Source organism: Azoarcus sp. TTM-91 (genome assembly GCF_012911025.1).
Taxonomy (GTDB): Bacteria; Pseudomonadota; Gammaproteobacteria; order Burkholderiales; family Rhodocyclaceae; genus Azoarcus.
In genome coordinates, this window is sequence record NZ_WUEI01000034.1 from 17,257 (window position 1) to 43,304 (window position 26,048).

Consider the following 26,048-nt stretch of genomic DNA (forward strand, 5'->3'; position numbering starts at 1 on the left):
GCAGGCGCGGCGGCCGCGGCCTGGCGCAGGGCATGGAGGCCTGCGCGCCGGGCGGCGGCCCGGCGTAGCCGCCAGCCTGGCCGCAACGGCCCCAGCGCCGGACGAACTCCCCGCGCTCCGGCTTGTCCGCCGGACAGCGGTGGAGCGCGGCGGGACTGGCGGGGCGGAAGCCGGCCTCGCCACGAGAGAGACAGAACAAACCCTTGCGCCGACGAGTGCAAGCCTGGCGTGCCGCGGCTGCGGTCCGCCGGCGCCATAGAGGACCCCAGCATGAACATGAACACAGCAGACCTGATCAAGGTGCGCGTCGCCGCCAAGCGGCTGGAGTGTGCCGACATCGCCGTCTTCGAACTGCAGGCGGTGGATGGCGCGCCGCTGCCGGCCTTCGAGGCCGGCGCCCATGTGGATGTGCATCTGCCCGGCGGGCTGGTGCGCCAGTATTCCCTGTGCAACCCGCCGGCGGAGCGCCACCGCTACTGCCTGGGCGTGCTGCGCGAGCCCGCCTCCCGCGGCGGCTCCTGGGCGATGCACGAGGCGGTGCAACAGGGCGACCTGCTGCACATCAGCCCGCCGCGCAACCATTTCCCGCTGGCCGCCGGCGATGCACCGGCGTTGCTGTTCGCCGGCGGCATCGGCGTCACCCCCATCCTGTGCATGGCCGAGGCGCTGGCCGCCGCCGGCCGCGACTTCCGCCTGCATTACTGCACTCGCAGCGCCGCCCGCACCGCCTTCCGCGACCGCCTGCTCGCCGCCGCCTACGCCGAGCGGGTGCGCTTCCACTTCGACGACGCGCCTGCCGCCGAACGCCTGGACATCGGCGCCGCGCTGGCCGCCGCCGCGCCGGACAGCCATCTCTACGTCTGCGGCCCCAAGGGCTACATCGAGGCGGTGCTGGCCGCCGCCCGCGCCGCCGGCTGGGCGGAAAATCGGCTGCATTGCGAGTTCTTCGCCGCCGAGGTGACCCCGCAGGCAGGCGACACCGCCTTCGACGTGCGCCTCGCCAGCTCCGGCCGGGTGGTGCACGTCGCCGCCGCGCAGACGGTGGTGGCCGCGCTCGCCGCCGCCGGTGTCGAGGTGCCCACCTCCTGCGAACAGGGCGTTTGCGGCACTTGCCTCACCCGCGTGCTGGAAGGCACGCCGGATCACCGGGACCTCTACCTGACCGAGGAAGAACAAGCTGCCTGCGACCAGTTCCTGCCCTGCTGTTCGCGCGCCAAGGGCGGGCTGCTGGTGCTGGATCTCTGAGCCGGCGCGCCTGAGGCGGCACGGGGCGGTTCCCGCGCCGTGCCGCCGGTCAGCGCCGGCTGCCCCGCCGGCGCCATCCAGCCGGCGATTGAAAGCGCAATGGCCGGCGCCCGGATTGTTCCCGCAAGGCCCTGGCGGCTACGTCCCGCGCCGGGCCGCCTGCGTGCTCTCAAGGCCCGCCCAGCTCCGCCGCCTCCAGGAAGAAGGCCGGATTGCCGGCGATGCGCGCCAGCATGAACTCGATGAAGGTGCGCACCCGCAGCGCTTGCTCGCCGCGATGGCGGTAGTAGAGGTAGATGGCGTCGCGCTCAGCCACATGTGGCAGCAGCAGCGGCACCAGCCGGCCGGCGCGGATGTGGCCCACCGCCGAAAAGCTGCCGAGCTGGCCGATGGCGAGGCCGGCGAGCACCGCATCCAGTTCGGCGTCCACATCGTTGCAGCACAGCGTGGGGGTGATGTCCCGGTACACCAGCTCGTCGCCGACGCGGAACACCCAGGGCGCCAGCTTGCCGGTGTTGGCGCGGCGATAGCCGGTGCAGCGGTGGCCGGCGAGAGCGTCGATGTGGTCTGGCCGGCCGTGGCGGGCGAGGTAGTCCGGCGCGGCGCAGACGATGAGCTGTATCGGCAGCAGCCGGCGGGCGATGGCGCCGCCGGCCGGCGGCGTGCCACCGCGGAAGCCGACGTCGGCGCGGTCGGCGACCAGGTCGGTGAGGTGGTCGTCGAAAGTCACATCGAGCTGCACCTCCGGATGCACGGCGGCGAATTCCAGCATCGCCGGCCACAGCACCGAGCGCCCCAGCGCCGCCGGCGCGCTTACCCGCAGCGGGCCTGCCAGCGCCTCGCGGCTGCGGCGGGCGTCCTCCAGCGCGAAGGAAAGCGCCGCCAGCGCCGGGGCCACGTTCGCCAGCAGGCGCTCGCCTTCCTCGGTCAGGCTGAGCTTGCGGGTGGTGCGATGGAACAGCCGCACGCCCAGTGCCTTCTCCAGCTGCATCACCGTCTGGCTGGCCGCCTGGGGCGACACGCCCTGGTCGGCTGCCGCCTTGCGCAGGCTGCCCAGCGTGGCGGCGCGCACGAAGAGGGAAATGCCGCGGATCTCGTTCATGGTCTTGTTCTCCGTGGGCGCTCTGGCGGGGGCACGGCCGGCGCCGGCGTCGCTCGCGGTCCGGCATTCTTCACATGGCCCGGTGGCGGTGCCGGGGCGATGTCCGTCCGCCGCCTGGTCCATGCCACCTGCTCCGGTGTTGGCCGCAATAGGTCAGCGCGGGCGGGTAAAGGTTCGGTGGCTAAGGCAGGGGGATGATGAGGACATCCGGCAGATTATCAATTTCAGATTGATTATCTATCCAGCACTGGCCGGCTATTCGGTGAAAAACGCCCGCTCTAAGCTGCGCTCACCTTCAACCGTAGCAGGAGCAGGAACATGCAAAGCAACATCCAACAACAGGCTTACAAGCGCGTCTGGTTCATCACCGGCGCTTCCCGCGGGCTGGGCGCGCTGATCGCCGAGGCGGCGCTGGCGGATGGCAACGCGGTGGTCGCCACCGGCCGCAATGCGGCAGCGGTGGCCGAACGCCTGGGCAGCTCGCCGGCGCTGCTGCCGCTGGCGCTGGACGTTACCGACGAAGCCCAGGCCCAGGCTGCGGTGGCGGCTGCGCTGGCCACCTTCGGCCGTATCGACGTGCTGGTGAACAATGCCGGCTTCGGCTTGCTGGGCGCGGTGGAAGAAGCATCCGAGGCCGAAGTGCGCAGACTGTACGAAACCAATGTGTTCGGCCTGCTCAAGGTCACCCGCGCGGTGCTGCCGGCGATGCGGGCGCGCGGGGCCGGCCATGTGATCAATTTTTCCTCCATCGGCGGCTACCGCTCCGCCGCCGGTTTCGGCGTCTATTGCTCCACCAAGTTCGCAGTGGAAGGGCTCACCGAGGCGCTGCACGCAGAGCTCGCCCCGCTGGGCATCCATGCCACCGTGGTGGAGCCGGGCTACTTCCGCACCGACTTCCTCGATGCCAACTCGCTGGCGGTGTCCGCCGAGATGCCGGATTACGCCGCCACCGCCGGTCAGGTGCGCCGCGCCGCCGCCGGCCTCAACCACCAGCAGCCCGGCGATCCGCTGAAGCTGGCCTCGGCGATGCTGGTGCTGGCAAACGCCGCCCAGCCGCCGGTGCGCCTGCCACTCGGCTCGGACACGCTGGCGGCGATTGCAGCCAAGCATGCCGAGGTGGCGCGGGAAACGGAGGCATGGCGGGCGCTGGCGGCGTCTACGGATTTCCCCGCTTGAGGGGCAGGGAGGCCGGCGGAAAAGATGAGCGGGGCGGGCTCTCTATCCCGCGAGGGGGCGCAAGCTGCTATCAAACCCCGGCCCCGATTCCGTGATCCGCCCTCGACCGGCGGCTACACTGGAAGCAACGCCTCCGCCGCCAGGCGGGATCATGACAATGGAGACGACACCATGGCCGGAACCGTCCTGCTCGACGTGGATCAGCGGGTTGCCACCCTCACCCTGAATCGGCCGGAGGCGCTTAATGCGCTGTCGGTGGAGATGATGCAGGACCTCGCCGCCGTCGCTCGCGACCTCGCTGCGCGCCGGGATATGGATGTGATCGTCGTCACCGGCGCCGGCGACCACTTCATGGCCGGCGGCGACCTCAAGGATTTCGCCCGCCACCTGCACCTGTCACCGGAAGCGCGGCTGGCCACCTTCAAGGCCATGATCGCCCAGCACATCAACCCCACGGTGGAAATCCTGCAGGGCCTGCGCCAGCCGGTGATCGCCAAGGTGCGTGGCGCCTGTGCCGGCTTCGGCCTGTCGCTGATGCTGGGTTGCGATCTGGCGGTGTGCGCGGATAACGCCGCCTTCACCACCGCCTATGCCGGCGTCGGCCTGTCCGGCGATGGCGGCGCTTCCTACTTCCTGCCGCGGGTGGTGGGGCGGCGCAAGGCGATGGAGCTGCTGTTGCTGGCCGAGCGTTTCGACGCAGCCGAGGCGCTGCGCCTGGGGCTGGTGAACCGCAGTGTGCCGGCGGCCGAGCTGGATGCCGAAACCGGCCGCCTGGTCGCCCGCCTGTGCGCCGGGCCGCGTCAGGCGCTGTGCGAGATCAAGCATTTGCTGATGGATTCCCACGCCAACCAGCTGGAATCCCAGCTACAGAACGAAGCGGAGGCCTTCGGCCGCTGCGGCGCCACCGCCGACTTCGCCGAAGGCGTGAACGCCTTCATCGAGAAGCGCCGGCCCACCTTCCACGGCCGTTGAGCCGGGCGGGGGGCGCAGCGGAAACCCGCCGCGGGTCTCCTGCCCTCAGCGCGACAACCGGTAGGCTAGCAACCCCAGCCACTCGTGCAGCGCGAACCAGCCAGCGTAGGCGGCGGAGGCGCTGGGCAGGTGCAGCCTGTCTTCCGCGTTCTCCACCGCCTGCCCCAGCCAGGCCGTGGGCGCCGCCACCACCTCCAGCCCGGCGGCCTCGAAGGCTTCCTGGGCGCGGCGCATGTGGGCGGCGTGAGTCACCAGCAACACCTTTTGGATGCCGGCTTTGCGCAGCAGCGCGGCGGAGAGCTCGGCATTCTGGCGGGTGTCGCGCGAGGCGTTCTCCACCCAGCGGGGCGCGAGGCCGAAATCCTGCTGCAGGCTGAGGGCCATCAGGTCCGCTTCCGCGAGGCCGCCGGTGGGCGCGCCGCCGGTCACCAGCAGCGGCAGGCCGGTATCCCGCGCCAGCCGGGCGCCATAGCGCAGCCGTTCCAGCGACAGCCGGTTGATGGTTTCGCCGCCGTATTCCGGCGCGTTCTGGCGCTTGCCGGCGGCCAGCACCACGATGGCGCCGGCGTCGCCGATGGCGGATATCTCCAGCGGCGGCGGCTCCAGCGGCGTCAGCAGGCGATTGACCGGACCGGGCGTGACCAGCAGCAGCGCCAGCAACAGCCCGCCCCAGGCCAGGGCCAGCCCGAGGCGCCGGCGGCGGCGGAGCAGCAGCAGGCCGAGGGCGATGGGCAGCAGCGGCAGCAGCGGCGGCAGCAGCAGGACGGAAACCAGCTTCTTCAGCCAGAACAGCAGCAGGGGGAGGTCGAAATCCATCCGTATTTGGCGGCAGGTAGGCGGGGCCAGTATTATCAGGCGAATCTTCCTGACCGCCATGCCGGCCCCGCCCATGCCTGATCACCGCTTCGGCATCGAATCGCTCTGCCTCCACGCCGGCCAGCAGCCGGACGCCGCCACCGGCGCCCGCGCGGTGCCCATCTACCAGACCACCTCCTACGTTTTCGACTCGGCGGAGCACGCCGCCTCGCTGTTCAATCTGCAGACCTTCGGCAACGTCTATTCCCGCCTCGCCAACCCGACCGTGTCAGTGTTCGAGGAGCGCTTGGCGGCGCTGGAGGGCGGCCGCGCCGCGCTGGCGGTGTCCTCCGGCCTGGCGGCGCAGATGACCGCGCTGCTGACCCTGGCCGCTGCCGGCGACCGCATCGTCGCCGCCCGCACCTTGTACGGCGGCAGCTACTCCCAGCTGGATGTGAGCCTGCGCCGGCTGGGCATCGAGACCGTGTTCGTCGATCCCTCCGACCCGGAGAATTTCCGCGCCGCCATCAACGACCGCACCCGCGCGGTCTATGGCGAAATCATCGGCAACCCCGGCCTCAACGTATTCGACCTGGAAGCGGTGGCCGCCATCACCCGCGAAGCCGGCGTGCCGCTGGTCATCGACAGCACCCTGGCCTCGCCCTATCTGTGCCGGCCGATGGAGCACGGTGCCGACATCGTCATCCACTCCGCCACCAAGTACATCGGCGGCCACGGCACCACGCTGGGCGGCGTGCTGGTGGAGTCCGGCCGCTTCCCCTGGGACAACGGCCGCTTCCCGCACATGGTGGAGCCCTCCGCCGGCTACCACGGCGTGCGTTTCTACGAGACCTTCGGCGACTTCGGCTTCACCATGAAGGCGCGCATGGAAACCCTGCGCACCTTCGGCCAGGCGCTGTCGCCCTTCAACGCCTTCATGCTGCTGCAAGGATTGGAAACCCTGCATGTGCGCATGGACCGCCATGTGGAGAACGCCCGCGGCGTGGCGAACTTCCTCGCCAACCATGCGGCGGTGGACTGGGTCAGCTACCCCGGCCTGGAATCCAGCCCGGACTACGCCCTGGCCAGGCGCTACCTGCCCAAGGGCGCCGGCGGCATCCTGTCCTTCGGCATCCGTGGCGGCCAGGCCGCCGGCGAGCGCTTCATCGAGGCGCTGCAGATGATCAGCCACCTGGCCAACGTCGGCGACGCCAAGACGCTGGTGATCCACCCGGCTTCCACCACCCACCGCCAACTGTCCGAAGAAGAGCAGCGCGCGGCCGGCGTGCCGCCCGACATGGTGCGCCTGTCGGTGGGCATCGAAACCCTGGACGACATCCTGTGGGATCTCGACCAGGCGCTGTCGAAAGCGGCAGGCTGAGGCGGGGCGGCGGGCATGCGCGAACTGCTGTGGGCCGGCATCGCCATCCTGCTGTTGTACGGCGCCTGGCAGCTGCTGCGCGCCCTGGCCGCAGGCCGCCGGCGGGCGCAGGAAAGCGCCCGCCCGGCCCGCCGCGAAGCGCCCGCCGCGGAGGACGCCGGCGAGGACGATGAGGACGACGAAGAGGGCTTCGAGGGTGGCTTCGATTACGCCCCGGTCGCCCGCCCGCTGCCGCCGCCCGCCGCTACCGGCATTCCCCCCGCCGCGCCGCCGCCTGCCGCCGCGTCCGCACCCGCAGGGCCGGATGCCTTCCAGCTGGAACTCGAACTGCAGCGCATGCGCCGCGAGGTCGCCGGCCTGCGCGCCGCGCTGGAGGTGCAGCAGGGCGAGATCGGCGGCCTGCATGAAAGCGTGCGCCTGCTGCGCGAGCAGCTTGAAAGCGCTGCTGCCACGCCCGCCGGCGCTCCGCAATACACCGAGGCGCTGGTATTCGCCCGCCGCGGGCTGCCGGCGGAACTGATCGCCGAGCGCTGCGACATCAGCGTGGCCGAGGCGGAGCTGGTGCGCTCGCTGGCAGCGCGCGGCGAAGACGCACAACGATGAGCATGGCGCCCGAACGCAAGCAGGCCCTGATCCGCGCCGGGGCGGCCGTTGGCCTGGCGATGCTGCTTTTCGTCGGCCTGCTGGTGGCTGAGGACGGCAAGCCCCTGGTGCCGCCGAAAGCAGTGGAAAAGCCTGCCGCAGCAGCAGCGAGTGCGCCGGCTGCCGGGAGCGAAGGGCCGGCCGCGGCGGCGCAGCCCCCGGCGATCGATGTCGAAACGCCAGCGGTGGCAGCAGTGGTGGCCGGCGCTCCTGCGGCGGCGCCGGGCGGTGCATTGCCCGAACTGGCCCCAGCGCACACGCCGCCGGCGCCGTCACCGGTGGTCGCACCAGCACCCGCGCCGGTGCCGGCCGCCGCCGTGGCGCGTGCGCCGGCGAAGCCGGCCGCGGCGCTGCCGGATGGCTTCCAGGTTCAACTGGGCGTGTTCGGCGACGCCGCCAATGCCGACGCGCTGCGCCAGGAACTGGCCCGGCGCGGCCTGCCGGCGCGGGTGGAAACCCGGGTGGTGCTCGGCCCGTACAAGGATCGCCACGCGGCGGAGGCCGCGCAGGCGGCGGTGCGCCGCGACGGCCACGGCCCGGGCGTGATCGTGCCGCCCAAGGGCGGCGGGAACTCCGGCCGTCCGGCAAAGTAGACGCAATTGGGAGCCGCCCGGCGCCGCAAGGCCGGGCATTGGGGCCGCCGCAGCTGGTGGCCGGGTTGGATGAAGCGCATCGTCGCAGGAGAACAAGGATGAAGATAGAAAGCCCGGTATTCGGTACTGCGGAAATCGCCGACGACAAGGTGATCGAGTTTCCGGCGGGGCTGCCCGGCTTCGAGAGCTGCCATCGTTTCGTGGTGGTGCACGAGGCGGGCAGCGCCGCCGGTGTGTTCATGCTGCAGAGCGTGGATGAGCGCGACGTGGCCTTCTCCATCACCGGTCCGGAGCTGCTGGGCGTCACCTACGAGTTCCAGCTCAGCGACGAAGAGGTGGAATTGCTGCAGCTCAAGCGGCCGGAAGACGCGCTGGTCGCCATCATCATCCGCAAGGAAGACGCCAGCGGCTCGCCGGCCACCGCCGGCCTGCGCGCCAACTTCATGGCGCCGCTGGTATTCAACCTCAGCGCCAGGCGCGGCCTGCAGAAGGTGATCAACCGCCTGGGCTGCGACATCGTGCTGCGCGCCCAGGGCTGAGGTCGGGCGCTTTCCGCAAGTCGCCTGGCGCGGCGGCGGGGGGCCGGCGTCAGTCGTCGTGCGCCGGGTTGCCGCCGCGCGGGCTGCTCACTCCGGCGGCGTCTCCAGCTGCTTTTCCAGCCGGCGAGCGAACACCTTCATCTCCTTGGCCGCCTGCAGGTCGCCGCGTTGCTCGGCGACCGCGATGCCTTCGCGATAGGCCTGCAGCGCGCCGGCTGCGTCGCCGCTGGTGGCCAGGGCCTTGCCCAGGCCCTTCCAGGCGGCGGAGTAGGCCGGGTCGCGCGTCACCGCGTCGCGGAAGTAGCCGGCGGCGCGGGCCGGATCGCCGGCCAGCCAGCCATTGCCCAGCGAGAAACGCAGCATGGCGTTGTCGCGCGGGCCGTCCAGCAGTTTTTCCAGGTTGGCGATCATCTCTGGCGTCATGGCCGGCTGCGCTCCCATGCAGGTTTAAAATGGCGGCTTACGCCCCTCATACGAAAAGGATGATCCCATGAGCCGCAGCATCGTCTCCACCCCCAAGGCGCCCGCCGCCATCGGCACGTACTCCCAGGCGGTGAAGGCCGGCAATACGGTCTACCTGTCCGGCCAGATCGGCCTGGACCCCGCCAGCATGCAGCTGGCCGACGGCTTCGAGGCGCAGACGGTGCAGGTGTTCGAGAACCTGCGCGCGGTGGCCGAAGCCGCCGGCGGCAGCCTGGCGGACGCGGTCAAGCTCAACATCTACCTGACCGACCTGAGCAATTTCGCCAAGGTGAACGAGATCATGGCGCGCTACTTCGCCGAGCCCTATCCGGCGCGCGCCGCGGTCGGCGTCAAGGAACTGCCCAAGGGCGCGGTGGTGGAAGCCGACGCGGTGCTGGTGCTGGGCTGATCCTCGCGGCCGCCGCCCGCCCGTCCGCAGCGAGTGACGGGCGGGCGGCGGATGCGTTCCTCTCCGGCAAACCTTCCTCTTCCTCCTTCCCGCCAGCGGCACGCCTGAGGCGTCCCGCTCGAAAAGTCCGCCCGTCCTTTGTCCGCGTCCCCGCCTTCCACCGCCAGCTTCACGCCCGCGCCACGCGGCTGGCCTGGCGTGAACCCGCAACTGGCCGGCCGCCTGGCCAAGCTGGACATCCATGGCATGCGCGACCTGGTGCTGCACCTGCCGCTGCGCTACGAGGACGAGACGCGGGTGACCGCCATCGAGGTCGCCCGCGCCGGCTTCCCCGCCCAGGTGGAGGGCGAGGTGCTGTCCTGCGAGGTGCAACTGCGGCCGCGCCGGCAACTAGTGGCGCGCATCGCCGATGCCAGCGGCTCGCTGGTGGCGCGCTGGCTCAACTTCTACCCCTCGCAACAGAAGCAGCTGGCCGTCGGCAGCCGGGTGCGGCTGTTCGGCGAGGTGCGCGGCGGCTTCTTCGGCGACGAGATGGTGCATCCGCGGGTCAAGCCGGTCGCTGCCGGCGAAGGCCTGCCGGAGGCGCTGACGCCGGTCTACCCGACCACCGCCGGGGTCGGCCAGGCGACGCTGCGCAAGCTGATAGACCGCGCGCTGAAGACGGTGCCGCTGGACGACCTGCTGCCGGAGCCGATACGCCGGCAGCTGGATCTGCCCGGTTTCGCCGAGGCCATCCGCAGCCTGCACCACCCGGCGCCGGACGCGGACGCCTATTCGCTGGAGAACCGCGAGACGCCCGGCTGGCGGCGGATCAAGTTCGAGGAATTGCTGGTGCAGCAGCTGTCGCTGCGCCGCGCCTACAACGCCCGCCGTGCCCGTGGTGCCATCGCGCTGGCGCCGCAAGGCCGGCTGCCGCGGGCGCTGGTGGAGGCGCTGCCCTTCGCCCTCACCGGCGCGCAGGCGCGGGCCGGGGCGGAGATCGCCGCCGATCTGGCCTGCGCCCATCCGATGCAGCGCCTGCTGCAGGGCGACGTCGGCAGCGGCAAGACCATCGTCGCCGCACTGGCCATGCTGCAGGCGGCGGAGAACGGCTGGCAGTCGGTGCTGATGGCGCCTACCGAGATCCTCGCCGAGCAGCACTACCGCAAGCTCGCCGCCTGGCTGGCGCCGCTGGGGCTGGAGGTGGCCTGGCTGTCCGGCAGCCGCAAGAAGCGCGAGCGCGAGGCCGAGCTGGAGCGCTTGAAGAGCGGTGAGCTGCTGCTGGCGGTCGGCACCCATGCACTGATCGAAGACCCGGTGACGCTGCCGCGGCTGGCGCTGGCGGTGGTGGACGAGCAGCACCGCTTCGGCGTGCGCCAGCGCCTGGCGCTGCGCGACAAGGGCGAGCATGGCCAGCATCCGCACATGCTGATGATGTCGGCCACGCCCATCCCGCGCACGCTGGCGATGACCCACTACGCCGACCTCGACGTCTCGGTGCTGGACGAGCTGCCGCCGGGGCGCACGCCCATCCTCACCAAGCTGGTGTCCGAGGCTCGCCGCGAGGAGGTGGTGGAGCGGGTGCGCGCCGCCTGCCAGGGCGGGCGGCAGGCCTACTGGGTGTGCCCGCTGATCGAGGAATCCGAAGCGCTGCAGCTGAAGACCGCGGTGGAAACCTACGAGGCGCTGGCGGAGGCGCTGCCGGAGCTGAAGGTGGGCCTGGTGCATGGCCGTCTCAAGCCGGCGGAGAAGTCCGCCACCATGGCGGCGTTTTCCGCCGGCGAGCTGCAGGTGCTGGTCGCCACCACGGTGATCGAGGTCGGGGTGGACGTGCCCAACGCCAGCCTGATGGTGATAGAGCACGCCGAGCGCTTCGGCCTCGCCCAGCTGCATCAGCTGCGCGGCCGCGTCGGCCGCGGTACCGCCGAATCGGTGTGCATCCTGATTTACGCCCAGCCGCTGTCGGAAACCGGCCGCGCGCGGCTGAAGGTGATCTACGAGCACACCGACGGCTTCGCCATCGCCCGCGAGGATCTGCGCATCCGCGGCCCCGGCGAATTCGTCGGCGCCCGCCAGAGCGGCCTGCCGCTGCTGCGCTACGCCGACCTGGAGCGCGACGCCGAGCTGATCGAGGCCGCGCGCGAACTGGCCGAACGCCTGCTCACCGAGTCGCCCGCCGTGGCCGACCGCCTGATGGCGCGCTGGCTGGGCGGCCGCGAGGCGCTGCTGCGCGCCTGAGCGGGGCCGGTGCTGCCACCCACGGCCGGCACGCCCGGCGCTGACCCCGTGCCGGTGCGCGCGGTATCATCCGGCCCGCGCCTTCCCGGACCCCCCGCCCCATGATGCTCGCCGAACGCCTTCCCCACTACGCACGCCTGATGCGGCTGGACAAGCCGATCGGCACGCTGCTGCTGCTGTGGCCCACGCTGTGGGCGCTGTGGATCGCCGCCGACGGCGTGCCGCCGCTGCACATCCTGCTGATCTTCGCCCTCGGCACGCTGCTGATGCGCTCCGCCGGTTGCGTCATCAACGACTACGCCGACCGCGATTTCGACGGCCATGTGGAGCGCACCCGCAACCGGCCGCTCGCCACCGGCGCGGTCAGCGGCCGCGAGGCGCTGTGGCTGGCGGCGGCGCTGGCGCTGGTCTCCTTCCTGCTGATCCTGCCGCTGGACGCGGCGGTGATCTGGCTGTCGCTGCCGGCGCTGTTCCTCGCCGCCAGCTATCCCTTCACCAAGCGCTTCCTCGCCATTCCGCAGGCCTACCTCGGCATCGCCTTCGGCTTCGGCATCCCGATGGGCTTCGCCGCCATCCAGGGCACGGTGCCGGCGGTGGGCTGGGCGATGCTGCTGGCCAACATCTTCTGGGCGGTGGCCTACGACACCGAATACGCCATGGTCGACCGCAACGACGACCTCAAGATTGGCATCAAGACCTCGGCCATCACCTTCGGCCGCTTCGACGTCGCCGCGGTGATGCTGTGCTATGCCGCCGCTCTCGCCATCCTCGCCGCCATCGGCGTGGCGGTGGCGCGCGGCCCGGCCTACTTCCTCGGCCTCGCCGGCGCCGCCGGCATCGCCCTCTATCACTACCGCCTGATCCGTGGGCGCGAGCGCATGGCCTGCTTCAAGGCCTTCCGCCACAACAACTGGCTGGGCGGCGCTATCTTCCTCGGCCTGCTGGTGGACGACCTGCTGCGCCGCCTCGGCTGAACCCGCCGGGCGCCGCGCCCGGCCCACAAGGACTCCCACATGCATTTCATGACCGCCCTCGCCGACGCCTGGCGCCAGCACGACAGCCTGCTCTGCGTCGGGCTGGACCCCGATCCGGCCCGATTTCCCGCCCACCTCAAGGGCCGGCCGGACGCGATCTTCGAATTCTGCGCCGGCATCGTGGATGCCACCGCCGACCTCGCCTGCTGCTTCAAGCCGCAGATCGCCTACTTCGCCGCCCAGCGCGCCGAGGCGCAGCTGGAAGCGCTGATTGACCACATCCACGACCGTCATCCGACGGTGCCGGTGATCCTGGATGCCAAGCGCGGCGACATCGGCAGCACCGCCGAGCAGTACGCCATCGAAGCCTTCGAGCGCTACCGGGCGGATGCCATCACCCTCAGCCCTTACATGGGCCGCGACTCGGTCGAGCCCTACTTTGCCTATCCCGACAAGGGTGTGATCCTGCTGTGCCGCACCTCCAACGCCGGCGGCTCGGACCTGCAGTTCCTCAACGTCGCCGGTGGTGCCGGGGAGGAACGCCTGTTCGAACGCGTCGCCCGGCTGGTGGCGGAGGAATGGAACGCCAGCGGCAACTGCGCGCTGGTGGTGGGCGCCACCTTCCCGACCGAGATCGCCCGGGTGCGCGAGCTGACCGGCGACATGCCGCTGCTGGTGCCCGGCATAGGCGCGCAGGGCGGCGACATCGAAGCCACGGTGAAGGCCGGCCGCAGCGCCGCCGGCACCGGGCTGATGATCAGCTCCTCCCGCGCCATCCTCTACGCCAGCCAGGGCGAGGACTACGCCGAGGCCGCCCGCCGCGCCGCGCTCGCCACCCGCGACGCCATCAACGCTCATCGCCAGGGCTGAGACGCGCCATGAAATACCAGGACCTGCGCGACTTCGTCGCCAAGCTCGAAGCCCGCGGCGAGCTCAAGCGTATCCGCGTGCCGGTGGACACCCACCTGGAGATGACCGAGATCGCCGACCGCGTGCTGCGCGCCGGCGGCCCGGCGCTGCTGTTCGAAAAGCCCACCACCCGCGGCGTGCCGCAGGCCATCCCGGTGCTGGCCAATCTGTTCGGCACCCCACAGCGGGTGCTCTACGGCATGGGGGAGGACGTGGGCGAGGGCGGCGACTGGCGCGAGCCGCTGCGCGAGGTCGGCCGCCTGCTCGCCTTCCTCAAGGAGCCGGAGCCGCCCAAGGGCCTGAAGGACGCCTGGGAGAAGTGGCCGGTGCTCAAGCAGGTGCTCAACATGGCGCCCAGGGAAACCCGCAACGCGCCCTGCCAGGAGCAGGTGTGGGAGGGCGACGAAGTGGATCTCGGCCGCCTGCCCATCCAGCACTGCTGGCCGGGTGACGCCGCGCCGCTGATCACCTGGGGCCTGGTGGTGACGCGCGGCCCGCACAAGAAGCGCCAGAACTTGGGCATCTACCGCCAGCAGGTGCTGGGGCGCAACCGGGTGATCATGCGCTGGCTGGCGCACCGCGGCGGCGCGCTGGATTTCCGCGAACACCAGCAGGCCAAGCCCGGCCAGCCCTTCCCGGTGGCGGTGGTGCTGGGCTGCGACCCGGCGACCATCCTGGCAGCGGTGACGCCGGTGCCCGACACCATCTCCGAATACCAGTTCGCCGGCCTGCTGCGTGGTGCCAAGACCGAGCTGACGCAGTGCCTGGGCTCCGACCTGCAGGTTCCGGCCAGCGCCGAGATCGTGCTGGAAGGCGTGATCCACCCGGACGACACCGCGCCCGAAGGCCCCTACGGCGACCACACCGGCTACTACAACGAAGTGTCCGAGTTCCCGGTGTTCACCGTGGAGCGCGTCACCCTGCGCCGCGACCCCATCTACCACTCCACCTACACCGGCAAGCCGCCCGACGAGCCGGCGATGCTGGGGCTGGCGCTGAACGAGGTCTTCGTGCCGCTGCTGCGCAAGCAGTTCCCGGAGATCACCGACTTCTACCTGCCGCCGGAAGGCTGTTCCTACCGCCTCGCCGTGGTGAGCATGAAGAAGCAGTACCCCGGCCACGCCAAGCGGGTGATGTTCGGCATCTGGAGCTTCCTGCGGCAGTTCATGTACACCAAGTTCATCATCGTGGTGGACGACGATGTGGACATCCGCGACTGGAAGGAGGTGATCTGGGCGCTGACCACCCGGGTGGACGCCACCCGCGACACCACGCTGGTGGACAACACGCCCATCGACTACCTGGACTTCGCCAGCCCGGTCGCCGGCCTGGGCTCCAAGATGGGCATAGACGCGACCAACAAGTGGCCTGGCGAAACCAGCCGCGAGTGGGGCACGCCCATCGTCATGGACGCCGAAGTGAAGGCCAGGGTGGATGCGATGTGGGGCGAGCTGGGCTTGTGATCCGCGGGGCCGCCCAGATGTAGATGGGGCGGCGCCGGCCTGAACCCTGGCGCCGCCGGCAACTCTGACCGGTATTCCCCTGCCTGCACTGGAGCCCCTGGATGTCCCAGCCCGACTACTCCGTTGTCACCGGCGCCCCCGGCGACAAGCTGCTCACGCTGACCCACCTCATCTACGCCCTGCATGCCTTCGCGCTGTTCACTGCGGTGGTCGGCTCGACCACCATCGTCTTCGGCTTCGTCGCCAGCCTGCCCTCCATCGTTGCCGTTATCCTCAACTACTGGAAGCGCGGCGAGGTGCGCGGCACCTGGCTGGAAAGCCACTTCCGCTGGCAGATCCGCACCTTCTGGTTCGCGCTGCTGTGGATCGTGGTATCGGTGCTGTTCTTCATCACCATCATCGGTCTGCCTTTCGCCCTGCTGCTGATGGGGGTGGCCGGCCTGTGGGTGCTCTACCGGGTGGTGCGCGGCTGGTGGACCCTGGGCGGCCGGCGCAGCCTGCCGATGGACTGAGGCGATGCGGCGGCCCTTGCTCACGCCGGCCGGCGCTGTTTGGTTTCCGCCGTCGGTTTGCCTGCGTGCGGCTCGTTCGTCCCCCCTCGTTGATGCCAGGGCCGTCGAGGTCTGGCCCGTCGCCGGGCCTTTGACGCGCGGCGGCTGCGCCGGAGCCGCCGCATGAAACTCCCGCCGCTGGTCGAAGGCCGGCTGCTGCGGCGCTACCAGCGCTTCTTCGCCGAGATCGAACTGGCGGATGGCCGCCGCGTCGTCGCCCATTGCCCCAACACCGGCTCCATGACCGGCTGTGCGCAGATCGGTGCGCAGGTGTGGCTGTCGGCGGCATCGAATCCGCTGCGCAAGCTGGCCTGGACCTGGGAACTGGTGGAGGCGCGGCCCACCGTGCTGGTGGGCGTGCACACCGGCCGCATCAACGCGCTGGCGCGGGAGGCAATCGATGCCGGCTTGCTGCCCGGCCTCGCCGGCTACCAGCGCTGCCGCGCCGAGGTGCGCTACGGCGTGGCCAGCCGCATCGACTGGCTGCTGGAGTCAGATGGCTGGCCGCCGATCTATGTGGAGGTGAAGAGCGTGACCGCGGTGGGCGAGGACGGCATCGGCTTCTTCCCGGACGCAGTGACCAGCCGCGGCGCCCGCCATCTGGCCGAGCTGTCGGCGATGGCGGCAGCCGGCGCCCGCGCGGTGCTGCTGTTCTGCGCGCCGCGCGCCGACCTGGTGGCGGTGCGGCCGGCGGATGAGATCGACCCGGCCTACGGCCGCGCGCTGCGTGCCGCGCTGGCGGCGGGTGTGGAGGTGCTGGCGGTGTCGGCCCAGGCCAGTCCGGAAGCGCTGACGCCGTTGCATGCGCTGCCGGTGCGGGTGAGCTGAGGGGAGGGAACGCACTTCGCTGGAAGGAGAGGCCGATGCGCCATCCTGCCTGACCGCATCGGAGGGGATGCGGCCTCGGCGCGGGTAGCGGCGCCCGGCCACCGGATCGTTCAAACCTTCAACCCTGCTGCGCCCACACCCATTCGAGCAGCGCATCCTGCGCCGCCTGGCTGGCGGCGGCTTCCGGGTGATTCACCAGCATCACCACGATGTGGCGATGGCCGTTGCGGTCCAGCACATAGCCGCCCATCGCGCGCACGCCGTTGATGGTGCCGGTCTTGATGTGGGCCTGGCCGTTGGCCGGGCTGTCCGCCAGCCGGCGGCGGGCGGTGCCGTCCACCCCGGCCACCGGCAGCGCGGCGATGTACTCCGGCATCCAAGGCCGCCGCCAGGCGACCGCCAGCAACTGCCCCAGCGTGGCGGCGCTGACCCGCTCCTGGCGCGACAGCCCTGAGCCGTTCTCCAGCACCAGGCCGGCGGTCGGGATACCGGCCGCGTTCAACTGATCGAAGGCGACGTAGGCGCCGGCCCTGACCATGTCCGGCGCCCGCGACGGCGCGGTGCTGCCCAGCGTGGCCAGCAGCTGACGGGCGATGACGTTGCTGGACCACTTGTTCATGTCGCGCACCACGTCCGCCAGCGGCGGCGAATCCTCGCGCAGCACCTCGCCGGCCTGCACTGGAGCGGGGCCGGCGCGCACCTGGCCTTCCACCCGCCCGCCCAGTTCCTTCCACAAGGCGGCGGTCAGCGCCAGCGCGTAGTCGGCCGGCGGCAGCGGCGCGGCGCTCCAGTCGCGGCGGCCGCAGCTGGCGGGCAGGCTGCCTTCCAGCACCAGCCTGGGGCCGGGCTCCAGGCGGGCGTCCAGGCCGGAATACCACACCGGGCAGGGGCCGTCGCTGGTCTTCAGGCGGTTGATCACGTTCAGCCCGGCCAGCGGCGGATCGGTGGCGACGCGCACCTCGCCGCCGGCACGCGGCGCCGGCAGCAGCGACAGCCGCAGCGAATTGAACTGCATCAGCAGGCCGTAGGGGCCGGCGTTGTAGGGGCGCAGGCCGCGGCCGTCGAAAGCGTCCGGATCGTGCGGGGGAAGCAGCAGCGCGCTGTCGTCCAGCACGATGTCGCCATCCACCGTGTCGATGCCGGTGAGGCCGCGCAGCTGGCGCAGCAGTTTCCACAGGCGCTCGTAGGTGAGAAAGGGGTCGCCGCCGCCGACGATGTAGAGATTGCCGTGCAGCACTCCGTGGCGCACGGTGCCGGTGGTGGCGATGCGGGTGGTCCACTGGTAGGCGGGGCCGAGGCGGTCCATGGCGGCGAAGGCGGTGACCAGCTTCATCACCGAGGCCGGGTTCATCGGCCGCTCGGCGTTCAGTTGCAGCGTGGGCGCCGGCACATCCACCGGCTGCACCCACACCGACACCGCATCCGCCGGAATGCGCGCCGCGCCCAGCGCGGCCGCCACCGGTGCGGGCAGCTCGGCGGCGAATGCGATCTTGCTGCCTGAAACGAGCACAAGGAGCAGGGCGGCCAACAGGCTGGCAAAGCGGGCGGAAGAGGGGGCGGAAAAGAGAGGGCGGAGGCAGGGCAGGAGCGTCATGTAAGCAGCGTACCGTCACCGCATGCTGCGGCGCGGCAGGATAGAATTGCGTCCTCGGCGGGCCGCGACCGACGCATTCTACCCGCCTGGCTCCGCCCCGATTTTTCGCACGGAACGACGACATGATCCTAGTGACTGGCGGTGCAGGCTTCATCGGCGCCAACTTCGTTCTCGACTGGCTGGCGACGCAGGACGAGCCGGTGCTGAATCTCGACGCCCTGACCTACGCCGGCAACCTCGAGAATCTCGCCGCCCTGGCTGGCGATGACCGCCACCACTTCGTCCACGGCGACATCTGCGACCGCACGCTGGTGGACCGCCTGCTGGCCGAGCATCGACCGCGCGCCATCGTGCATTTCGCCGCCGAGAGCCATGTGGACCGCTCCATCCACGGCCCCGGCGCCTTCGTGCGTACCAACGTCGAGGGCACTTTCACCCTGCTGGAGGCGGCGCGTGCCTGGTGGGGCAGCCTGGGCGTGGAGGAGGCTGCCGCCTTCCGCTTCTTGCATGTGTCCACCGACGAGGTGTATGGCTCGCTCGGCCCCAACGATCCGGCCTTCGCCGAGACCAAGGCCTATGAGCCCAACAGCCCGTACTCGGCGAGCAAGGCCGCCAGCGACCACCTCGTCCGCGCCTGGCATCACACCTACGGCCTGCCGGTGCTCACCACCAACTGTTCCAACAACTACGGCCCCTACCAGTTCCCGGAAAAGCTCATCCCGCTGACCATCGCCAACGCGCTGGCCGGCCGGCCGCTGCCTATCTACGGCGACGGCCGCAATGTGCGCGACTGGCTGTACGTCGGCGACCACTGCTCGGCGGTGCGCGAGGTGCTGGCGCGCGGCGGCGTGGGCGAGACCTACAACGTCGGCGGCTGGAACGAGCAGCCCAACATCGACATCGTGAACATCATCTGCGGGCTGCTGGACGAGCTGCGTCCCGATCCGGCCGGGCCGTACGCGCGGCTGATCACCTTCGTCAAGGACAGGCCAGGCCACGACCGCCGCTACGCCATCGACGCGCGCAAGATCGAACGCGAGCTGGGCTGGCGGCCGGCGGAAACCTTCGCCAGCGGCATCCGCCGCACGGTGCAGTGGTATCTGGAAAACCAGGGCTGGGTGGAAAACGTGCAGAGCGGCGCCTACCGCGCCTGGCTGGAACGCAACTACGCATCGCGCTGAGGGGGTGGGAATGACGACGTCTCTGGCCCGCAAGGGCATCATCCTGGCCGGCGGCTCCGGCACCCGGCTGCATCCGGCCACGCTGGCGGTGTCCAAGCAGCTGCTGCCGGTCTACGACAAGCCGATGATCTACTACCCGCTGAGCACGCTGATGCTGGCCGGCATACGCGAGATCCTGATCATCTCCACGCCGCAGGACACGCCGCGCTTCGAGCAGTTGCTGGGCGACGGCGCGCGCTGGGGGTTGAAGCTGGAGTACGCGGTGCAGCCCAGCCCGGACGGCCTGGCGCAGGCCTTCCTGATCGGCGAGGACTTCCTCGCCGGCCAGCCTTCCGCGCTGGTGCTGGGCGACAACCTGTTCTACGGCCACGAGATCGCCGACGACCTGCGCGCCGCCGGCCAGCGCGAGCGCGGCGCCACGGTATTCGCCTATCCGGTGCAGGACCCGGAGCGCTACGGCGTGGTCGAGTTCGACGAAGCGGGGCATGCGGTCAGCCTGGAAGAGAAGCCGGCCCAGCCCAAGAGCCGCTACGCGGTCACCGGCCTGTATTTCTACGACAGCCGGGTGAGCGACATCGCCCGCGGCCTCAAGCCCAGCCCCCGCGGCGAGCTGGAGATCACCGACATCAACCGCCGCTACCTCGAGTGGGGCGATCTGGACGTGCAGGTGATGGGCCGCGGCCACGCCTGGCTGGATACCGGCACCCACGAGAGCCTGCTGGAAGCCGGCCTCTTCATCCAGACCATAGAGAAGCGGCAGGGGCTGAAGATCGCTTGCCCGGAAGAGATCGCCTGGCGCGCCGGCTGGATAGACTCCGACCAGCTGCGCGGGCTGGCCAGGCCGCTGGCCAAGAACGGCTATGGCCAGTACCTGCTGCGCATGCTCGAAGAAAAGGTGTTCTGATGCAGATAAAAGAAACCGAGATCCCCGACGTATTGATCCTGGAGCCGCGCGTCTTCGGCGACGCCCGCGGCTTCTTCATGGAAAGCTACAACGCCCGCGCATTCCGCGAGCTCACCGGCCTGGACGTGCAGTTCGTGCAGGACAACCATTCCCGCTCCGCCCGCGGCGTGCTGCGTGGGCTGCACTACCAGATCCAGCAAGCGCAGGGAAAGCTGGTGCGGGTGCTGCGCGGCGCGGTGTACGACGTGGCGGTGGACCTGCGCCGCGGCTCGCCCACCTTCGGCCGCTCGGTCGGGCTGGAGCTGTCGGAGGAAAACAATCTGCAGCTGTGGATCCCGCCCGGCTTCGCCCACGGCTTCCAGGTGCTGTCCGAGACCGCCGACTTCCTCTACAAGACCACCGATTACTACGCGCCGGAGCATGAGCGCAGCCTGCTGTGGAACGATCCGGCGCTGGGCATAGCCTGGCCGCTGGCCGGCGAGCCGCTGCTGGCGGCCAAGGACAAGGCTGGCCTGCCCTTCGCCCAGGCCGAGGTCTACGAGGACCTGCCGTGCGCCTGATGCTCACCGGCGCGCGCGGCCAGGTAGGCTGGGAGCTGGCACGCAGCCTGATGCCGCTGGGCGAGGTGCTGGCGCTGGACCGCGCCGGCTGCGACCTGTCGCGGCCGGAGACGCTGGCGGCGCGGGTTGCCGAACTGGCGCCGGACGTGATCGTCAATGCCGCCGCCTACACCGCGGTGGACAAGGCGGAGACAGAGGAAGCGCTGGCGACCCGCATCAACGGCGAGGCGGTCGGCGAACTGGCCCGGCTGGCGCGGGCGCGCGGCGCCTTGCTGGTGCATTACTCCACCGACTACGTGTTCGACGGCAGCAAGCCGGCGGCTTACGTCGAGAGCGATGCGGTGGCGCCGCTGAACGCCTACGGCCGCGGCAAGCTGGCGGGCGAGCAGGCGATTGCCGCCTCCGGCTGCGACCATCTCGTTTTCCGCACCACCTGGGTCTATGCCGCCCGCGGCGGCAACTTCGTCCGCACCATGCTGCGGCTGGGCGCCGAGCGGGAAGCCTTGCGGGTGGTGGCCGACCAGATCGGTGCGCCGACCTGGGCGCGCAACATCGCCGATGCGACCGCGCAAGTTGTCGCCCAGGCAATGCGGGAGCGGCGCGAGGGGCGTTTCGAATCCGGCGTGTTCAACCTTGCCGGTGGTGGCGAGACCAACTGGTGCGAGTTCGCCCGGACCATTTTCGATGAAGCGTCCCGCGTGCTGCCGGGTTGGCAGCGCAAGGTGACGACGGTGGAGGCCATAGGTAGCGGCGATTATCCGACGCCCGCCCGCCGGCCTCTGAATTCGCGGCTGGATCAGCGCCGCCTGGCGGAACGCTTTGGCGTGACGCTGCCCGATTGGCGTGCGGCGCTGGTGCGCTGCCTGGAAGAGCTGGGGGAAAGATGAGCGGTTTTGGTCACTACGAGCGCGACGCCGAAGAGCTGGAGCGGGAGATCGTCAAGCGCGGCATCGTGCTCGGCCTGGACTGGCAGGACGAGAACCAGATGCGGGAGCTGGCGCGTGAGGCGCTGACGACTTCGGCGCAGGAGAGCATGGCGGAATTGCGTGGCGACGATCTGCAGGCGCGCGCGCGCATCGAGCTGTTCGGCCTGGCCGCGCTGATGCTGGAAACGATGCGCCAGAGCGCCGAGATCGGCGTGCATACCCACGGCGGCCCGGCGTGGAAGGCCTTCGGCCATGCGCTGATCGTGGAGTCCCAGCGGCTGGGCGGCGAAGCCGCCCACTGAAGATGAAGGAGGTCCGGCAGGCCGCACGCTTGGGCGGCCTGCCCGCTTGCTGCCATTACGGAAGCGGGCGCTCCAGCGCGTAGAGCGATTCCACCGTTTCCCGTGCGCGCACTTCATGCATCTGTGCGCCGTCCACCATCACCTCGGCGGCGCGGCCGCGGGTGTTGTAGTTGGAGCTCATCGTCATGCCATAGGCGCCGGCGGACAGCAGGGCGACGAGGTCACCTTCGGCCAGCGCCAGCTCGCGGTCGTGGGCGAGGAAGTCGCCGCTCTCGCAGATAGGGCCGACGATCTCGTAGCGCTGCGCAGGCATTTCGCGGGTCTTGACCGCTACCGCCTCGTGGTAAGCGTCGTACAGTGCCGGGCGGGCGAGGTCGTTCATGGCCGCGTCCACGATGGCGAAGTTCTTCTCCTCGCCATGCTTCAGGTACTCCACCCGCGTCAGCAGCAGGCCGGCGTTTCCCACCAGCGAGCGGCCGGGTTCGAAGCAGAGCTCTTCCTTGCGGCCGGCAAAGATCTCCAGCAGCGGCGCCAGATAGGTGGCGACCGAGGGCGGCATCTCGTCCTGGTAGCGGATGCCCAGGCCGCCGCCGAGATCGATGTGATCCAGCGCGATGCCTTCGGCAGCCAACTGATCCACCAAGCCCAGCACTTTGCCTGCCGCCTCAGCGACTGGCGCCGGGTCCAGCAACTGCGAGCCGATGTGGCAGGCGATGCCGGAGATGGCGAGGTGGGGCAGGCTGGCGGCGCGGCGATACAGCGCCAGTGCTTCGTCGAAGGCAACGCCGAACTTGTTGCTCTTCAGGCCGGTGGAAATGTAGGGATGGGTCTTGGGATCGACGTCCGGATTCACCCGCAGCGCGATCGACGCCTTCTTGCCGGTCTGGCCCGCCACCTCGTTCAGGCGCTCCAGCTCAGCGGCGGATTCGACATTGAAGCAGCGTATGCCCTGCTCCAGCGCATAGCGCATTTCGGCGCGGCTCTTGCCCACCCCGGAAAAAACCACCTTGTCGGCGCTGCCGCCAGCGGCCAGCACACGCGCCAACTCGCCGCCGGAAACGATGTCGAAACCCGCACCCAGCTTGGCGAAAACCGACAGCACCGCGAGGTTGGAGTTGGCCTTGACCGCATAGCAGACCAGGGCGCGGCGGCCGGCCAGTGCTTGCTGCCAGCTCTGGAAGGCTGCGGTGAGCGCGGCGCGGGAGTATACGTAAGTCGGCGTGTCGAAACGCTGGGCGATGGCTTCCAGCGCGACGTCTTCCAGGTGAAGTGAATCGGCGACGCTGCGCAGGGTGGTGACGGGGTAAGGCTGGGTCATTCGGAGGTCGTGCCGGCGGGTGTGGTGGGTTTGCTATGATCGGCGCCCGTTTGGGCCGAGGGCCTTTCGATCTGGCTGCTGGAGTTGGAACTGGATTTGGGCTGGCTGCCGGGCAGGTAGAGCGGGCCCTTGATGCCGCAGCCCGATAACACCAGGGCGCAGGTCAGTGCCGCGGCGGGGAGGAAGACTCGCATGGCGGTCGATCGAGGAAAAACGGGAATCCTAACAGAAGGAATCGACATGGAAGAATCCGCATTCAACGCCTCGGCCGAGGCGGAACTGGCCCGCATCGAGGCGGCGCTGGAAGCCAGCGGGCTGGACATCGACATCGAGCCCAAGCCGGGAGGCGTGCTGGAAATCGAGTTCGACAACGGCAGCAAAATGATCATCAACCGCCACAGTGCGGCGCGGGAAATCTGGGTGGCGGCGAAATCCGGCGGTTTCCACTTCCGCCTGGAGAGCGGCCAGTGGCTGGCTAGCCGGGACGGTGCGGAACTCTATGCGCTGCTGTCCAGCCTGGTGAGCGAGCAGGCCGGCGAGGCGGTGACGCTGTCGCCTGCGGCCTGATCCGCTTTCAGCGCTGGACCGGCGTGGGCACACGGTCCACGACCGGCGCCGGTGGCTGGGTAGCGCGCGGCGGCGCTGCCGGCACCTGCGGCAGCGCTTCCTCCGGCGCCTCGGTGGCCGGGCCGTGGTCGGAGAACAGGCTGGCCGGCAGGTCGGGCAGGACCGGCGGCGTCGCCGGCTTGTTCTCCTCGTAGACGAAGTCCTCCCGCAGGCCATCGCCAGTGGGTACGGAGACCAGGCCGGGCGGCCGCTCCCTGGTTTTCTCCGGCGAGTTGGCAAGCGCGGTCTTCATGTAATTCACCCAGATAGGCAGGGCGGAAGAACCACCGGTTTCGCCCCGGCCCATGTTCTTGGGTTGGGAGAACCCCATCCAGGCGATGGCGACCAGATCCGGGTTGTAACCGCAGAACCAGCCGTCCAGATAATCGTTGGTGGTGCCGGTCTTGCCGGCGAGATCGTTGCGGCCGAGGGCGCGGGCGCGGGTCGCGGTGCCGCGGCGGACGACGTCCTGCATCATCGAATCCATCAGCCAGGCGTTGCGCGGGTCGATGACCCGTGGCGCGCTCTCGCCGGCCACCGGCGGATCCATCTTGGCTACCAGCTTGCCGGTGCCGTCGTAGATTTCCTTGACGATGTAGGGCTCGACCCGGTAGCCGCCGTTGGCGAACACGCCGTAGGCGGAGGCCATCTCCCACGGGGTCACGCCGCCCGCGCCCAGCGCCATGGTGAGATAGGGCGGATGGCGGGCAGGGTCGAAGCCGAAGCGGCTGACGTAGTCCTGCGCATACTGCGGGGTGATGGACTGCAGCACGCGGATGGAGACCAGGTTCTTCGAGCGGGCAAGGGCGTCCCGCAGCGTCATCAGGCCGTCGTACTTGCCGTCGTAGTTCTTCGGCTCCCAGGCTTGCGAGCCGGTGACGCCGGCGGGGAAGTAGAGCGGCTCGTCCTCGACCAGGCTGCCCGGGCCATAACCGCGCTCAAGCGAGGCGGAGTAGATGAAGGGCTTGAAGCTGGAGCCCGGCTGGCGGATGGCCTGGGTAACGTGGTTGAACTTGTTGCGATTGAAATCGAAGCCGCCCACCAGGGCACGGATGGCGCCAGTGTGGGGGTCCATGGACACCAGGGCAGACTGGACCTCGGGCAATTGGAGTATCTCCCAGCCCTTCTCGCCAGTATCGCGGATGCGGACGATGGCGCCGCGACGGATGCGACGAGCCTGCGGCGCCTTGTCGCTCAGCATCGGCGTGACGAAGCGCAGGCCGTCGTCGGTGATTTCCAGCGTGGTGCCGTGGCGATAGACCTTGACGCTCTTGGCCGAGGCGTCGAGGACGAGGGCGGCGAGCAGGTCGTCGTAGTCGGTGGTGTCGGCGAGGGCCTCGTCGTAGCGCTCCTCGTCGATGCCGGCGGGGAGGTCGACGAAGGTTTCTGGGCCGCGGTAGCCGTGACGCCGGTCGTAGTCCAGCACGCCTCGGCGCAGCGCCGCATAGGCGGCATCCTGGTCGGCCTGGGTGACGGTGGTGACGATGCGGATACCGAGCTGGTAGGCCTCCTCGCCGAACTGTTCGACGGCGATCTGGCGTGCCATCTCTGCCACGTAGTCACCGTGGCTGACGCTGCTGCGGCGGAGCGGCTCTATCGCCTTCGCCCGCACCGTGGCGGCTTCGGAGGCGTCGTGATAGGTGGCCTCATCGATGAAGCCCGCCTCCACCATGCGCCGCAGCACATATTGCTGGCGCAGCGCTGCCCGAGAGGGATTCACGATGGGGTTGTAGGCGGAGGGCGCCTTGGGCAGCCCGGCCAGCATGGCCGCCTCCGGCAGGGTGATCTCCGCGAGCGGCTTGTTGAAATAGGCGCGGGCGGCGGCGGAGAAGCCGTAAGCGCGCTGCCCCAGGTAAATCTGGTTGATGTACAGCTCGAGGATCTGGTCCTTGCTCAGGCTGCGCTCGATCTTGAGCGCCAGCAGAATTTCGTAGAGCTTGCGGTTGTAGGTCTTTTCGCGCGAGAGGAAGAAGTTGCGCGCGACCTGCATGGTGATCGTCGAAGCGCCTTGCCCGCGGCCGCCGCTGGCGATGTTGGACAAGGCTGCGCGTGCGATACCGAGGACGTCGATACCAGGGTGCTCGTAGAAGCGCTCATCCTCGGCGGCCAGGATGGCCTGCTTCAACGTAGGTGGTACATCGGCGATGCGCACCACGGTGCGCCGTTCCTCGCCGAATTCGCCCAGCAGGTGGCCGTCCGATGTATATACTCGCAGCGGAATGCGAGGGCGATAATCCGTGAGGGATTCAAGGGAAGGCAGGTTTGGCCAGGCGAGGATGGACATCGCGGCCAGGGTGGCCATGCCGAGGATCGCCAGCGCAACCAGACCGGCGATCGGATAGAGGACCCAGCGCATTCGCAGTCCTGATCTTGGATAGGGGTGGGCGGGCATTATAAGG

Annotated in this window: 27 protein-coding genes; 20 read left to right on the top strand and 7 right to left on the bottom strand. The window is 70.0% G+C overall.

Annotated elements, in window-relative coordinates; translation table 11 throughout:
* Positions 1-270 precede the first annotated feature (270 nt).
* The gene (locus tag GRF61_RS11470) at positions 271-1,245 is read left to right on the top strand and encodes a PDR/VanB family oxidoreductase (protein ID WP_248281207.1); all 975 of its coding nucleotides are present in this window, start codon (positions 271-273) and stop codon (positions 1,243-1,245) included.
* Positions 1,246-1,414: 169 nt separating this feature from the next.
* On the opposite strand, the gene GRF61_RS11475 is transcribed toward GRF61_RS11470, so the two are convergent.
* Positions 1,415-2,347: a LysR family transcriptional regulator gene (locus GRF61_RS11475; protein WP_169150792.1), complete on the bottom strand. Its 933-nt coding sequence runs from the start codon at positions 2,345-2,347 to the stop codon at positions 1,415-1,417.
* A 318-nt stretch (positions 2,348-2,665) separates the two neighbouring features.
* On the opposite strand from GRF61_RS11475, the gene GRF61_RS11480 reads away from it, so the two are divergent.
* Both GRF61_RS11480 and GRF61_RS11485 read left to right on the top strand, forming a co-directional pair.
* On the top strand, positions 2,666-3,523 hold the full coding sequence (locus GRF61_RS11480; RefSeq protein ID WP_169150793.1) for an oxidoreductase: 858 nt from the start codon (positions 2,666-2,668) through the stop codon (positions 3,521-3,523).
* Positions 3,524-3,694: 171 nt separating this feature from the next.
* The gene (locus GRF61_RS11485) at positions 3,695-4,495 is read left to right on the top strand and encodes an enoyl-CoA hydratase-related protein (RefSeq protein ID WP_169150794.1); all 801 of its coding nucleotides are present in this window, start codon (positions 3,695-3,697) and stop codon (positions 4,493-4,495) included.
* Positions 4,496-4,540: 45 nt separating this feature from the next.
* On the opposite strand, the gene GRF61_RS11490 is transcribed toward GRF61_RS11485, so the two are convergent.
* On the bottom strand, positions 4,541-5,311 hold the full coding sequence (locus GRF61_RS11490; RefSeq protein ID WP_169150795.1) for a YdcF family protein: 771 nt from the start codon (positions 5,309-5,311) through the stop codon (positions 4,541-4,543).
* Between the two features lie 73 nt (positions 5,312-5,384).
* Between GRF61_RS11490 and GRF61_RS11495 the strand changes: the two genes are divergently transcribed.
* The 4 genes from GRF61_RS11495 to fliW all read left to right on the top strand — a co-directional run bounded on the left by GRF61_RS11495 (position 5,385) and on the right by fliW (position 8,445).
* Entirely contained in the window at positions 5,385-6,671 is a 1,287-nt protein-coding gene (locus tag GRF61_RS11495) for an O-acetylhomoserine aminocarboxypropyltransferase/cysteine synthase family protein (protein WP_169150796.1), read from the top strand.
* Positions 6,672-6,686: 15 nt separating this feature from the next.
* Positions 6,687-7,274, top strand: coding sequence for a DUF2802 domain-containing protein (locus tag GRF61_RS24560; protein ID WP_211165908.1), 588 nt, complete (start codon positions 6,687-6,689; stop codon positions 7,272-7,274).
* Positions 7,271-7,906 (top strand): SPOR domain-containing protein, encoded by a 636-nt coding sequence (locus tag GRF61_RS11505; RefSeq protein ID WP_169150797.1) that lies wholly within the window; start codon positions 7,271-7,273, stop codon positions 7,904-7,906. The genes GRF61_RS24560 and GRF61_RS11505 overlap by 4 nt, the downstream gene beginning before the upstream one ends.
* 98 nt (positions 7,907-8,004) lie before the next feature.
* The gene (fliW, locus tag GRF61_RS11510) at positions 8,005-8,445 is read left to right on the top strand and encodes a flagellar assembly protein FliW (protein ID WP_169150798.1); all 441 of its coding nucleotides are present in this window, start codon (positions 8,005-8,007) and stop codon (positions 8,443-8,445) included.
* 87 nt (positions 8,446-8,532) lie between these two features.
* Here fliW and GRF61_RS11515 read toward each other — a convergent pair whose 3' ends face one another.
* Positions 8,533-8,868 carry a tetratricopeptide repeat protein gene (locus GRF61_RS11515; RefSeq protein WP_169150799.1) on the bottom strand — a complete coding sequence of 112 codons (336 nt, stop codon included), beginning with the start codon at positions 8,866-8,868 and terminating at the stop codon, positions 8,533-8,535.
* 67 nt (positions 8,869-8,935) lie between these two features.
* Here GRF61_RS11515 and GRF61_RS11520 point away from each other — a divergent pair, with 67 nt between their 5' ends.
* The 7 genes from GRF61_RS11520 (at position 8,936) to sfsA (ending at position 16,258) form a co-directional block, all read left to right on the top strand.
* Complete coding sequence (locus GRF61_RS11520; protein ID WP_169150800.1) at positions 8,936-9,316, top strand: RidA family protein; 381 nt, start codon at positions 8,936-8,938, stop codon at positions 9,314-9,316.
* 198 nt (positions 9,317-9,514) lie between these two features.
* Entirely contained in the window at positions 9,515-11,533 is a 2,019-nt protein-coding gene (gene recG / locus GRF61_RS11525; RefSeq protein WP_348982384.1) for an ATP-dependent DNA helicase RecG, read from the top strand.
* 101 nt (positions 11,534-11,634) lie between these two features.
* The gene (gene ubiA / locus GRF61_RS11530) at positions 11,635-12,507 is read left to right on the top strand and encodes a 4-hydroxybenzoate octaprenyltransferase (protein WP_169150802.1); all 873 of its coding nucleotides are present in this window, start codon (positions 11,635-11,637) and stop codon (positions 12,505-12,507) included.
* A gap of 39 nt (positions 12,508-12,546) precedes the next feature.
* On the top strand, positions 12,547-13,377 hold the full coding sequence (gene pyrF / locus GRF61_RS11535) for an orotidine-5'-phosphate decarboxylase (RefSeq protein WP_169150803.1): 831 nt from the start codon (positions 12,547-12,549) through the stop codon (positions 13,375-13,377).
* 8 nt (positions 13,378-13,385) lie between these two features.
* Positions 13,386-14,879, top strand: a complete 1,494-nt coding sequence (gene ubiD, locus GRF61_RS11540) for a 4-hydroxy-3-polyprenylbenzoate decarboxylase (RefSeq protein WP_169150804.1) — start codon at positions 13,386-13,388, stop codon at positions 14,877-14,879.
* Positions 14,880-14,980: 101 nt separating this feature from the next.
* On the top strand, positions 14,981-15,391 hold the full coding sequence (locus GRF61_RS11545) for a YccF domain-containing protein (RefSeq protein ID WP_169150805.1): 411 nt from the start codon (positions 14,981-14,983) through the stop codon (positions 15,389-15,391).
* Positions 15,392-15,553: 162 nt separating this feature from the next.
* Positions 15,554-16,258, top strand: a complete 705-nt coding sequence (gene sfsA, locus GRF61_RS11550; protein WP_169150806.1) for a DNA/RNA nuclease SfsA — start codon at positions 15,554-15,556, stop codon at positions 16,256-16,258.
* A 118-nt stretch (positions 16,259-16,376) separates the two neighbouring features.
* Here sfsA and dacB read toward each other — a convergent pair whose 3' ends face one another.
* Positions 16,377-17,852 carry a D-alanyl-D-alanine carboxypeptidase/D-alanyl-D-alanine-endopeptidase gene (dacB, locus tag GRF61_RS11555; RefSeq protein ID WP_169150807.1) on the bottom strand — a complete coding sequence of 492 codons (1,476 nt, stop codon included), beginning with the start codon at positions 17,850-17,852 and terminating at the stop codon, positions 16,377-16,379.
* A gap of 122 nt (positions 17,853-17,974) precedes the next feature.
* Between dacB and rfbB the strand changes: the two genes are divergently transcribed.
* From rfbB to GRF61_RS11580, 5 genes are read left to right on the top strand one after another with little or no spacing between them, the layout of a single operon-like run.
* The gene (gene rfbB, locus GRF61_RS11560) at positions 17,975-19,033 is read left to right on the top strand and encodes a dTDP-glucose 4,6-dehydratase (RefSeq protein WP_169150808.1); all 1,059 of its coding nucleotides are present in this window, start codon (positions 17,975-17,977) and stop codon (positions 19,031-19,033) included.
* Positions 19,034-19,043: 10 nt separating this feature from the next.
* A complete protein-coding gene (gene rfbA, locus GRF61_RS11565) occupies positions 19,044-19,937 on the top strand; it encodes a glucose-1-phosphate thymidylyltransferase RfbA (RefSeq protein WP_169150809.1) in 894 nt (297 codons plus the stop codon).
* Positions 19,937-20,497, top strand: a complete 561-nt coding sequence (gene rfbC, locus GRF61_RS11570) for a dTDP-4-dehydrorhamnose 3,5-epimerase (RefSeq protein ID WP_169150810.1) — start codon at positions 19,937-19,939, stop codon at positions 20,495-20,497. Before rfbA ends, rfbC begins: the two co-directional genes overlap by 1 nt.
* Entirely contained in the window at positions 20,488-21,384 is an 897-nt protein-coding gene (rfbD, locus tag GRF61_RS11575; protein WP_169150811.1) for a dTDP-4-dehydrorhamnose reductase, read from the top strand. The genes rfbC and rfbD overlap by 10 nt, the downstream gene beginning before the upstream one ends.
* Complete coding sequence (locus tag GRF61_RS11580) at positions 21,381-21,725, top strand: hypothetical protein (RefSeq protein WP_169150812.1); 345 nt, start codon at positions 21,381-21,383, stop codon at positions 21,723-21,725. Before rfbD ends, GRF61_RS11580 begins: the two co-directional genes overlap by 4 nt.
* A gap of 55 nt (positions 21,726-21,780) precedes the next feature.
* Here the strand turns inward: GRF61_RS11580 and lysA are convergent, their stop codons facing one another.
* Complete coding sequence (gene lysA / locus GRF61_RS11585; RefSeq protein ID WP_169150813.1) at positions 21,781-23,043, bottom strand: diaminopimelate decarboxylase; 1,263 nt, start codon at positions 23,041-23,043, stop codon at positions 21,781-21,783.
* Complete coding sequence (locus GRF61_RS11590) at positions 23,040-23,285, bottom strand: lipoprotein (RefSeq protein ID WP_169150814.1); 246 nt, start codon at positions 23,283-23,285, stop codon at positions 23,040-23,042. The genes lysA and GRF61_RS11590 overlap by 4 nt, the downstream gene beginning before the upstream one ends.
* Between GRF61_RS11590 and cyaY the strand changes: the two genes are divergently transcribed.
* Positions 23,284-23,610, top strand: coding sequence for an iron donor protein CyaY (gene cyaY, locus GRF61_RS11595; RefSeq protein WP_169150815.1), 327 nt, complete (start codon positions 23,284-23,286; stop codon positions 23,608-23,610). The genes GRF61_RS11590 and cyaY overlap by 2 nt on opposite strands.
* Before the next feature lie 7 nt (positions 23,611-23,617).
* Here the strand turns inward: cyaY and GRF61_RS11600 are convergent, their stop codons facing one another.
* Positions 23,618-26,005 carry a penicillin-binding protein 1A gene (locus tag GRF61_RS11600; RefSeq protein WP_169150816.1) on the bottom strand — a complete coding sequence of 796 codons (2,388 nt, stop codon included), beginning with the start codon at positions 26,003-26,005 and terminating at the stop codon, positions 23,618-23,620.
* Positions 26,006-26,048 lie beyond the last annotated feature (43 nt).